2 protein-coding genes are annotated in these 12,580 nt (G+C 62.2%); both read right to left on the reverse strand.

Annotated elements, in window-relative coordinates:
• Positions 1-207: 207 nt before the first annotated feature.
• Positions 208-10,341 (reverse strand): IPT/TIG domain-containing protein, encoded by a 10,134-nt coding sequence (locus tag EDF70_RS06800; RefSeq protein ID WP_132272619.1) that lies wholly within the window; start codon positions 10,339-10,341, stop codon positions 208-210.
• Positions 10,342-10,739: 398 nt separating this feature from the next.
• Positions 10,740-12,296 carry an ISL3 family transposase gene (locus EDF70_RS06805; RefSeq protein WP_132272620.1) on the reverse strand — a complete coding sequence of 519 codons (1,557 nt, stop codon included), beginning with the start codon at positions 12,294-12,296 and terminating at the stop codon, positions 10,740-10,742.
• Between the last annotated feature and the right edge of the window lie 284 nt (positions 12,297-12,580).

Consider the following 12,580-nt stretch of genomic DNA (forward strand, 5'->3'; position numbering starts at 1 on the left):
GGTTGCGAGTTTGGTGTCAATCAGTTGGTACCAACCATGTTTTGTTTTCATTTTCCCTACCGTCCGCTTGGAAACCCTGTGGCTTATATCTCGCTGCCGAGATGCTATCGCTGCGATGAATGACGGTTTGTCCTCGTCGCGCCCGGATGAAAGTTCAGTGGCAGATCACCGACGCAATCATCCGGATTCGCTGAACGTTTCTTCTCCCTAGAATTTCACCCTCAGCTGCGCCCCCACCGTGTGGTCCGCATTGCCGTCCTCTCCAAACATTGCCCGGTAATCCAGCGTGAGATCCCAGTCATTCTCGAACTGCATGTTCACCGACAGGCCGAGTGTCACATAATCCTGGTCGGTTTCGCGTCCGTCGATTTCGTAAGGAAGCGTGCCGAGATCGGCATAACCGAGTTTGACCTTGGACGAACCGTCGAAATCATGGACATATTCCAGCCGCAGGCCCGGCGTGAGTGTACCCCAGTCCATCTCGAACGATTTGTTGGCGCGAACACCGATGACACCTGACAGGGTATCCACCGTCTGGCTGCCATAGGTCAGGCTGTAGATACCGCCACCCTGTTCGGTAAAACCATCCAGCCAGGAGCGGGAGAACTCGACCCGCGCGTAGGGTGAGACGAGCCAGCTTTCCTCCCTGATTTCGTAGGCGGCGGTGACAGATCCAAAGACCTGGCTGCCGCTGCGCTCTCCCGTTGCGATATCGCCGGTGGAGGTCACATACCGTTTGCTGTCGAAGTTCAGGGTTCCGGCCCCAAGCAAGGTGTCGAGGAAGAAATTGTCGATCGGCTCGTAGCTTGCGTAGAGCGCGGCGCTGAACGACTGGGCGCGGTTTTCCGTGCCGTTGTCGCCGATATCGGCCTGATCGCGGCCATAACCAATGCCCAGACCGGCCACCAGTTTTTCCGAGAAGCGGTAGTCGAAGCCGCCGCTGATGCCGATCGTCGTGTGGCCGATATCCAGCCCCTCGTCGTCCCGGTCGCCGAAATTGACGAAACCACCCGACCAGAAGGCAAGCCGGCTGAATTCCTCACCTTCATCCGATCCGCCTCCCGCTCCAGCGCCGCCGCCTGCAGCACTGGAAACCGGGCCGGTTTTGCCGGTGCCATAACCATAGGTATCAGAGGCCGAAGACTGAGGGGCTCTCACCATCGCATCACCGCGTGGATCGTTCTGGCGATCCATCAGGCGTTCGATCGGGTCTTTCTCACGTTCGGAAGGTGTGCCGATACGGATGTCCATGCTGGCGGCACGGCGTTCGCGTTCATTGTGCAGCCGTTCCAACCTGCTCTGGAAATTGCGGATCTGGTTACGCGCCAGACGGGTCGCCGACGCTGCCTGGGCATTGACGAGGCCGATAACTTCCGGATCCAGTGAAGGGTCCGGGCGAACCGGCTCGATATAGCTGAACAGACCGGTACCGACCGCCGAACCTGCCGGTGTGATGACGACCACATCAACGGCGCCGGCCGCATGCGCCGGTGCCGTCACCGTCACGGCAGTTGCATTGACAACCACCAGATTGGTGGCGGCTGTACCACCGAATGTCACAGCCGTTGCACCACTCAGATTTGTCCCGGTGATCGTCACCGTCGCACCGCCGGCGGTAGTGTCCCATGCGGGGGCAACCGTTGCCACGGTCGGCAGCGCGGAAGCGCCGATGTTGATCGTATAGGCTCCCGAAACCGTTGCAGAGGCAGCATCCGTTGCGGTTATGGTGAAACTCGACAGGCCTGCAATGGTCGGCGTGCCGCTGATCGTCCCGGTTCCGGCGTTCAGCGTCAGCCCCACAGGCAGGGTCCCTGCGGTGACTGCGTAGGTAAAGGGTGCCGCGCCATTTGAGGCGGTGATTGTTGCACCTGGGTAGACGCTACCGATATTGCCGGCCGGCAGCTCGCCGCCTGCCGGTGACAAGGCCAGCGTATTGGGCGTGACCGTGATGCTGACCGTTGCCGGCGCAGATGTGCCGGATACGTTGGTCGCCGTGTAGGTGAAACTGTCCGGCCCAGAGTAACCGGGCACCGGTGTGTAACTGATGCTGGTTCCCGATGCCGTGGCAATGCCCTGGCTGGGTGGCGTATCAACGGCGACAGAGGCTGCCGGGCCGCCGGTTATGTTCAGCGGGATTGGAAAACCGACGGCATTGCCGGGCACGGTCACGGCAACGGCATTGGCTATGGGGGCGGCAAGATAGGTGTAGGCATTGCTGGCTGTAAATGTCTGTCCGGCTGCGGTGAGCGCGACATTGACTGTGCCGGCACTGCCGGCCGGTGCAACCACCGTCACTGTCGTGTCATTGACAACGGTGACACCGCTTGCCGCCACGCCGCCAAACGTAACCGCTGTCGTGCCGGTCAGGTTGATGCCGGAAATGGTAACGGAATTGCCTCCGGCCGTCGGGCCGCTGGCAGGAGAAAGCGACAGGATGACCGGGCCTGTCGGCGGCAGGTAGGTGAACAGGCCGATACCGATGCCGGCCCCGTCCAGAGATGTGACGGAGACGTTGACGACACCGACGGCATGCGCCGGCGTGGTTGCGGTGATGATGGTGTCGTTGACCACGGCGACATTGCTGGCCGGCGTGCCGCCAAAGCTCACGGCCGTTGCGCCGGTAAAGTTCAGGCCGGTGATGGTCACTGCAGTTCCGCCGGCAGCCGAGCCGGAGACTGGTGTAACGAGTGCGACCACCGGTGGCAGGGTTGGCACATAGGTAAACAGGCCAAGGCCAAGCCCGGTTCCTGCCGGCGACGTGACGGACACATTGACGACACCGGCCGCATGCGGTGGCGCCGTTGCGACGATCGTCGTGTCATTGATCACGGTCACGCCGGTTGCCGGTGTGCCGCCGAAACTGACCGAAGTCGCACCGGTGAAATTGAGACCGGTGAGCGTGACCGATGTCCCCCCGGTCGTCGAACCGGTCAGCGGCGTGACGAGAAGGACCGACGGCGGCAAGGTCGGCACGTAGGTGAACAGGCCAAGACCAAGGCCGGTCCCGGCTGTCGACGATACGGACACGTTGACGATACCGGCCGCATGCGCCGGCGTGGTCGCCGTGATCGTGGTATCGTTGACGACGGTGACGTTGGTGGCCGGTGCCCCGCCGAAGCTGACCGCGGTTGCGCCGGTGAAGTTGAGGCCGGTCAGCGTGACCGACGTGCCGCCGGTTGTCGAGCCTGTCAATGGCGAGACAAGGAAAACCGAAGGTGGCAAGGTGGGCAGGTAGGTGAACAGGCCAAGGCCCAGCCCCGTTCCCGCCGGTGATGTGACTGAGACATTGACCACGCCGGCAGCATGCGCCGGCGACGTCGCTGTGATCGTCGTGTTGTTGACGATGGTGACATTGGTCGCCGGTGTTCCACCGAAGCTCACGTCCGTGGCGCCGGTGAAGTTGAGGCCGGTCAGCGTCACCGAGGTTCCGCCTGCCGTCGAACCGGTCAGCGGCGTAACGGCGACAACCGAAGGCGGCAGGTCCGGCACATAGGCAAACAGGCCAAGACCAATTCCTGTTCCCAGCGTCGATGTGACGGAGACATCGACAACACCCACAGCGTGGGCCGGCGAAACTGCCGTAATCGTATTGTCGTTGACGACGGTCACGCTGGTGGCCGGTGTGCCGCCGAAACTCACGCCTGTCGCGCCGGTGAAGTTGAAGCCGGTGATCGTCACAGCCGTGCCACCAACCGTGGAGCCGGTGGGCGGGGTGACCAATACGACGGTTGGCGGTGCTGCCGGAACATAGGCGTAGATGCCGATCCCGATCCCGGTTCCCTGCGCCGTTGTGATGGACACATCGACAATACCAACGCCGTGGGCCGGGGCGGTTGCGGTAATCGTCGTGTCACTGACGACGGTGATGTTCGTTGCGGCGGTGCCGCCGAACAAAACGCCGGTCGCGCCGGTCAGGTTGATGCCGGTAATGGTGACGGGCGTGCCGCCGGCGGTGGAGCCGGTTGCCGGCAGAGCCGCGATCACCACTGGCGGCAATGCCGGCAGATAGGTGAAGAGGCCAAGTCCGAGACCGGATCCGGCAGGCGTCGTCACCGACACATCGACAATGCCGGCAGCATGGGCCGGAGCGATGGCCGTGATCGTGTTGTCGTTGACAACCGTCACGCCTGTCGCCGGTGTGCCGCCGAAATTCACAGCGGTCGCGCCGGTAAAATTCACCCCGCTGATGGTGACGAGAGTTCCGCCACCGATCGGGCCTGTCAGCGGCGTGGCCAGCAAAACAACCGGTTGCGCCGTTGGCAGATAGGTGAAAAGGCCAAGACCCAGCCCGGTGCCGGATGGTGATGTGACGGAGACGTTGACGATGCCTGCGGCATGCGCCGGAGCGGTGGCGGTGATGGTGCTGTCGTTGACGACGGCGATATTCGTGGCCGGCGTGCCGCCAAAACTGACGGCGGTGGCACCGGTGAAGTTCAGGCCGGTCAGCGTCACCTGCGTTCCGCCGGTTGTCGGGCCGGTCAGCGGTGAGGCGAGCACGACGGATGGCGGCAATGTCGGCAGATAGGTGAACAGGCCGAGACCAAGCCCGGTTCCCTGAGGTGATGTGACGGACACATTGACGATGCCGGCCGCATGCGCCGGGTTTGTGGCGGTGATGGTCGTATCATTGACCACGGTCACATTCGTGGCCGGTGTGCCGCCGAAACTGACCGCGGTTGCGCCGGTGAAATTCAGGCCGACCAACGTGACCTGTGTTCCTCCGGAAGACGTGCCGGTCAGCGGCGCAACCAGAGCGACGGACGGTGGCAGGCTCGGCAGATAGGTGAAGAGGCCAAGACCGAGGCCCGTTCCCGCAGGCGATGTGACGGAAACATTGACGAGACCCGCGGCATGCGCCGGAGCTGTTGCCGTGATGGTGGTATCGTTGACGACGGTGACATTCGTTGCCGGTGTGCCGCCGAAACTGACAGCTGTGGCGCCGGTGAAGTTCAGGCCGGTCAATGTAACCGGTGTTCCTCCAGCTGTTGAGCCGGTGAGCGGAGTGGCAAGGACGACGGATGGCGGCAGGGTCGGCACATAGGTGAAGACGCCGGTTCCAATCCCCGTTCCCGCGCCTGACTCGACCGAGACATTGACGAGGCCGGCCGCATGCGCCGGGGCTGTCGCGGTGATGGTATTGTCGTTGACGACGATCACATTCGTTGCCGGAGTGGCCCCGAAACTGACGCCGGTGGCGCCGGTGAAATCCAGGCCGGTGATCGTGACCGCTGTTCCACCTGCCGTGGAACCGGTCAGCGGTGTTACAAGGATGGCTGAAGGTGGCAGGATCGGTAGATAGGTGAACAGGCCAAGGCCGAGACCGGTTCCGGCCGGCGTTGTGACCGACACATTGACGATGCCGGCCGCATGCGCCGGAGCGGTTGCCGTGACCGTGGTGTCGTTGACGACGACGACATTCGTGGCCGGTGTTCCGCCAAAGCTGACGTCAGTCGCTCCGGTCAGGTTGAGGCCCGTCAGTGTCACCGTCGTTCCGCCGCTGGCGGTGCCGGTCAGCGGCGTTGCAAGAAGAACCGATGGCGGCACTGTGGGGAGGTAAGTGAAGAGACCAAGACCCAGTCCGGGGCCGGCCGGCGATGTCACGGAAACATCGACGATACCGGCCGCATGCGCTGGAGCGGTGGCGGAAATCGTCGTGTCGTTGATGACGGTCACGCCGGTTGCCGGTGTCCCTCCGAAGTCGACTGCCGTTGCGCCTGTGAAATTGACACCGGTAATGGTCACCGGTGTGCCGCCGGTGGTCGATCCGGTCAACGGTGCGACCAGAACAACCGATGGCGGCAATGTGGGCAGATAGGTGAACAGACCAAGGCCGAGACCCGTGCCTTCCGGCGAGGTGACGGAGACATCAACAATGCCGACAGCGTGTGCCGGGGCAGTTGCGGTGATCGTGTTATCATTGACGACTGTGACGCCTGTTGCCGGCGTTCCGCCGAAATCGACGTCTATTGCGCCGGTGAAATTGAGACCTGTAATAGTCACCGGTGTGCCGCCGGCGGTTGAGCCGGTGAGCGGTGCGACCAGGAGAACCGATGGCGGCGCCGTGGGAAGATAGGTGAACAGGCCGAGGCCCACCCCGCTTCCATTCGTCGATGATGTCACGGCCACATCGACGATGCCGGCCGCATGCGCAGGGGCAATGGCCGAAATCGTCGTGTCGTTGACGACGGTGACACCCGTTGCCGCTGTGCCTCCGAACGTAACCCCCGTGGCACCGGTAAAGTTCAGACCGGTGATCGTCACCGGCGTGCCGCCTCCGATTGCGCCGGCCGGCGGCGTGACCAGAAGAACGGAGGGCGGGAGTGTCGGCAGATAGGTGTAGAGGCCAAGCCCGAGACCAGTACCGGTGGGCGAACTGACCGAAACATTGACCAGACCAGCCGGGTGCGCCGGCGCTGTTGCGGTAATGGTGCTGTCGTTGACAACGGTCACGCCGGTGGCCGCAACCCCGCCAAAGCTGACGGAGGTGGCGCCGGTAAAATTAAGCCCGCTGATGGTGACGCTGGTGCCACCGGTGACCGGGCCGGCCAATGGAGCGGCCAGAAGAACGGAGGGCGGCAATGTCGGCAGATAGGTATAGAGGCCAAGTCCGATGCCTGTTCCCGAAGGAGATATGACGGAAACATCCACCAGGCCGACGGCATGTGCCGGTGAGGTGGCGACGATGGTCGTATCGTTGACCACCGTGACGCCTGTGGCGGGCGTGCCGCCAAAACTGACGCCGGTTGCGCCCGTGAAGTTGAAACCGGTCAGCGTCACCGTCGTGCCACCGGAGACGGGTCCGGCCAGCGGCGCCGCCAGGATGACGGAGGGCTGCGCGGTCGGCAGATAGGTGAACAGGCCAAGGCCTATGCCTGTTCCTCCCGGCGCGGTGACGGAAACATTGACGACACCCACGGAATGCGGCGGTGCCGTCGCGGTAATGGTGGTGTCGTTGACGACGGTCACGCTGGTTGCCGCGGTGCCGCCGAAACTGACACCTGTCGCACCGGTGAAATTCAGTCCGCTTATCGTCACGGACGTGCCGCCGGCGATCGAGCCTGTCGGCGGTGTGACCAGGAGAACGGATGGCTGTGCGGTCGGCAGGTAGACGAACAGGCCAGCCCCCAAGCCGGTTCCATTCGGCGTTTCAACATCTACACTGACGATCCCTGCTGGATGAGCAGGTGTCGTCGCTGTAATGGTTGTGTCATTGACGACGGTCACACCGGTTGCTGCGATGCCGCCAAAACGGACCTCAAGCGTACCGGTGAAATTGACACCGGTTATGACAACATTGGTGCCGCCATCCGCGGAGCCTGCCGCCGGTCCGACCAGAAGCACGGAGGGCTGCGCGGTCGGCAGATAGGTGAAAAGGCCAAGACCGAGACCGGTGCCGTTGGGCGACATCACGGCGACATTGACAAGGCCGGCCGCATGCGCCGGCGTGGTGGCGGTGATCGTGGTGTCGTTGACGACGGTGACGTTGGTGGCGGCCGTGCCGCCGAATGTGACACCGGTTGCGCCTGTAAAGTTGAGGCCGCTGATGGTGACGGTGGTGCCGCCATTTATGGAGCCGGTGAGCGGGCCGACCAGCAGGACGGAAGGAGCCGCCGTCGGCAGGTAGGTGAACAGTCCGGTGCCCACGCCCGTTCCTTGGCCCGATGTCACGTTGACGTCGACAAGGCCGGCCGCATGGGCCGGTGCAGTCGCGGTGATCGTCGAATTGTTGACCACCTGGAAATTGGTGGCCGGCGTGCCTCCGAAACTGACTGCGTTGGCGCCGGTGAAGTTGAGACCGGTAATCGTGACCGGCGTTCCGCCCGCCGTCGAACCCGTCAGCGGAAGCACGGCGAGCGTGCTCGGCGGGATTGTCGGCAGATAGGTGAACAGTCCCAATCCAAGGCCGGTGCCTGCGCCCGACGTCACCGAGACATCGACGATACCGGCAGCATGGGCAGGTGTAATCGCTGTGATCGTATTGTCGTTGACGACGGTCACGCCTGTTGCGGCAGTTCCACCAAAACTGACGGCCGTCGCACCGGTAAAATTGAGGCCGGTTATGGTCACGGTTGTGTTGCCGGATATCGGGCCGGTCAATGGCGCGACGAGCAGGACCGAAGGCTGCGCCACCGGCAGATAGGTGAACAGGGAGACACCCGTACCTGTCCCGGCAGGGGAGGTGAGAGACACGTTGACGATGCCGGCGGCATGGGCGGGCGTTGTGGCGGTGATGGTGGTGTCGTTGACCACAGTCACGCTGGTTGCGGCCGTTCCGCCAAAGCTGACACCCGTTACCCCGGTGAAATTGACACCGGTGATGGTGACCGGCGTTCCGCCGGATGTCGGGCCGGTCAGCGGAAGAACGGCTATGCCTGTAGGGGGCAGTGCCGGCAGATAAGTGTAGAGCCCCAAGCCAAGGCCCGTTCCGGCAGGCGATGTTACCGTCACGTCGACCAGACCTGCGGCATGTGCGGGCGCGGTTGCCGTTATCGTCGTATCATTGACGACGGTGACGGCGGTCGCCAGCGTGCCGCCGAAACGCACGGCCGTCGCGCCGGTGAAGTTGAGGCCGGTAATGGTGACGGGCGTGCCGCCCGCAGCAGGTCCCGTCAGCGGTGCGGCCAGCAGGACGGACGGTACCGCCGTCGGCAGATAGGTGAAGAGACCGAGGCCAAGGCCGGTGCCAGTCGCCGATGTTACCGACACATCGACCAGACCTGCGGCATGTGCTGGCGCGGTTGCCGTAATCGTCGTGTCGTTGATGACGGTGACGGCTGTCGCCAGCGTGCCGCCGAAACGCACAGCCGTTGCGCCTGTGAAATTGACGCCGGTAATGGTCACCACCGTGCCGCCGCTTATTGGTCCCGTCAAAGGCGTGGCCAGAAGCACGGAGGGCGGGGCGGTCGGCAGATAGGTGAAGACACCAAGCCCGATGCCGGTGCCAGCGGACGCGGTGACGGACACGTCGACCAGTCCGGCGGCATGTGCCGGTGCGGTTGCGGTGATGGTCGTGTCGTTGAGCACGGTTACACCGGTGGCGGCAGTGCCGCCAAAACGGACAGCCGTGGCACCGGTGAAATTGGCGCCGGTGATCGTCACCGCTGTTCCGCCGTTGATCGAGCCGGTGAGGGGAGCAACCAGAAGAACCGATGGCGGCAATGACGGCAGATAGGTGAACAGGCCAAGGCCGATCCCGGTGCCACCCGCATTGGTGACCGTCACGTCGACCAGACCGGCGGCATGGGCCGGCGCTGTCGCCGTGATCGTCGTATCGTTGACGACCGTTATGCCTGTGGCGGCCGTTCCGCCAAAGGTGACGCCCGTCGCACCCGTAAAGTTGACCCCGGTGATCGTCACCGACGTCCCGCCCGATGTCGACCCGGTCAGTGGCGTGGCCAGCACGACGACCGGTGGCGCTTGGACATAGGTGAATAGACCGATGCCCGAACCGGTGCCGCTCGCCGTTGTCACGGCCACATTCACGAGGCCGGCCGCATGGGCCGGCGCGATCGCGGTAATCGTCAGATCGTTGACGACGGTTACGCCTGTGGCTGCCACTCCGCCGAAGGAGACAGCAGTTGCGCCGGTGAAATTGACACCGGTGATGGTGACGGGCGTACCGCCGGCCGTTGACCCTATTAGCGGCGTGGCAAGAACCACCAATGGCGGCGGCTGCACATAGGTGAACAGGCCAAGGCCCGATCCCGTGCCGGCCGGTGTGGTGACCGAAACGCCAACCAGACCGGCAACATGCGCAGGCGTTGTCGCCGTAATGGTGAGGCCGTTGACAACGGTCACATTTGTCGCCGCAACGCCTCCGAAGCTCACGGCCGTGGCACCGGTAAAATTTGTGCCGGTGATGGTGACACTCGTACCGCCGGCGGTCGAGCCGGTGAGCGGTGCGACCAGAAGGACTGTCGGCGGGGCTTCAGGGACATAGGTGAAGGCATTGGTTGCAACGATCGTTCCTGTTGGCGCAACCACCGTCACGTCCACGAGGCCGGCTGTCAGGCGAAAAGGCGTTCTGGCGGTGATTGTGGTCGCGTTGACAACGGTCACTGCTGTGGCCGCTGAGAGGCCGAACCTGACGACGGTCGTGCCGGTAAATTCCGTGCCGGTGATGGTCACGATCGATCCACCAGCGGTGGAGCCTGTGTTGGGAGAAACAAGGGTGATCGTTGGTGCCGCCTGGGCAGCTGCGGCCTGAAGGAGGAAGATGCTACACAGGATCAGCAGATATGCAGCCGAAGCGAGTTGGCGAATTATAGCATGGAGACGATGTCTGCCTGAAAAACGGCTCGACGGAAAACGAACTGGTCCAGAACGCGCACAAATCGGCATCAAGCATCCCCCTGGTTGAAAACCCGGTCAGAGCGACGCAAGACAAAACGACTCAGCCTTCAATTTGGATAGCAAGAAGCGGGAAATATGTCTGATGACTAATGCGCGGAATGGTTGATTTTGATCGGGGTGTGATGTTTTAGCAATATATTATAAATAACGCGTGTGTCGGATTGCGTGTGCATTTTATGATTGCTTGTGAGCGGCGCATGTGTGTGGCGCCGAGAGCTGATCAACGTCAGACGTTGCAATTGAAAAATTTTCCATGAAAAATATTGCTTGATGCAGGCTGGGGATCGCGGGGCAGCGATAGCGCCACACTGTTGATTTCCACTGAGAGCTGACCCGGCGTTTCCACCGAGAAGTGGCTCTGACGCACATTTGCTGACGTGCCGCTCTTACGACGCACCGATCAAGCGCGCTTGCAGCAGATCGAGCTTTGCTCTTCCGTACATCTGGCGTTTAATGAGCTTCAAGCGTGTGATCTGTCCTTCCGTTTGTCCATTCGACCACGGTGAAATGATCGCGTTTCTCACAGCGTCGAGGTCCTTTTCGACACCGCCGACGAACGATCCGACAAGACTGTTTCTGGCCGCTTCCAGCCACTCATGAAGCTTTCGGGCAGTCTTTGAGCGGATCATGGACTGGAAGTCACCGATGGCCGTACAGGCAATCACAAGGTCCGGGACGTTTACTTCGATCGCCGCCACGAGGATCGCTTCGGACTTGGCAAGGTCATCGCGCGCGGTGGTCATGAGCCGAGCGATGACACGTGCCGATGGTGTCCTAGCGAGCCCACTCTGATTGGCCTTTTCCGCAAGGCGTCGGCGTTGAGCCCATTGCGATACGACGCCACTTTGTCCCGCAAAGCCCTTCGTCTTCATCTCACGCCAGAGTGCCGAAGCATTCCGTGCCCCTTCGTCCCAGCGGCTGTTGAGCCAAGGCAGCCAGCTATCCAGAGAGCTGGGCCGCGTTCGGAACACGTCGAGGCGCTGCCCCCTTAAAACGTCGCGAACGAGCTTCCGGCTATGGCCGGTTTGCCGCACAATCTGCCGAATTGATGTTCCCTTTTTCGACAGCTCCCGGACCGCCTCGTTCGTTTCCTGGCGGCGTAGATACCCCTCATACTGCAGCTTTTCAGCGTATGTCAGGAGCTTGGGATCAACGACATTGCTGCCGACCGCCTGTCTGATCTGTCGCATCGACTTGCCAACCGCATCGAGGAAGGCTCGACTGGAATTTTCCATTAGATGCCAGCGATCAGCTACCTGCTCAGCATTGGGCAGCGCCTTCGCCATGGCCTCACCATAGCCGCCGCCCCGATCACGAGCGACGGTGGAGATCGACTGATGCTCAGCAAGCCACGCTCGAGACGTGTCTAATGCTCGATCCGGTAGGAGGGTGACGGGCTTCCGCCGCTCCAGATCGCAGACGATCGTCCCATAGGTTTGGCCTCGCCGGAAAGCAAAATCATCAATGCCGATTACGGTGAGTTCATCGTCCTGATCGGCAATACGGCGGCGAACCACCCGCAGCAGTGTGTCATTGCTCACTGGTACCATCAGACGATTGGCAAAGGCCGCCGCCGGTCTGCCTCCAAGCGCTAAACCAAGATGGTGAACGATGGTCTCCAGCCGCTGGGTGCGCCGACCGTAACGTGCCAGCACGCCACTATCGAACTGTTCGCAGAAGATTCGCCGACCGCACAGAACGGCATCGCACCAAAACCGACGCGCCACGATCGCCAGCTCAACTCGCCGACCGCCAAAGGGCAGGTCAGCGGGCCGGCGTAGATATCGGCTTTGAACTCGCCGGCTTTGCCGACCACATGACGGGCAAGTTCCTGAGGCAGCGCGTGATCGCAACCGAACTTGAACGCACTCTGCGACAACCATTACTTCATCGACTGCAAAGCCGGACGGCGCGAGGCGCGCTTGTTGAAATCGTCGTTGCATATTTGATCCTCCGGTGAACCAGCGGAAGCATCATCTTCAACAGCAGCAAATGTGAGTCAGAGCCAATTCTCAATGGAAATATCGGGCTGCGCCGGGTCAGCTCTCAGTGGAAATCAACAGTCAGGTCTAAGTGCTTGATTTTGCCTATCTCGTTTGACGCCGAATTTGTCGTAACTCGTGACCTGGTTGCGATCCGACCGGGATTGAAAACCCGCCACCGGGGACGTTTCCCGCCCCAGTCTGGTCCTCATTATTCTCCCCACATGATTTGGCGTGTTTCCTTC

Source organism: Neorhizobium sp. JUb45 (assembly GCF_004343585.1).
Taxonomy (GTDB): Bacteria; Pseudomonadota; Alphaproteobacteria; order Rhizobiales; family Rhizobiaceae; genus Neorhizobium.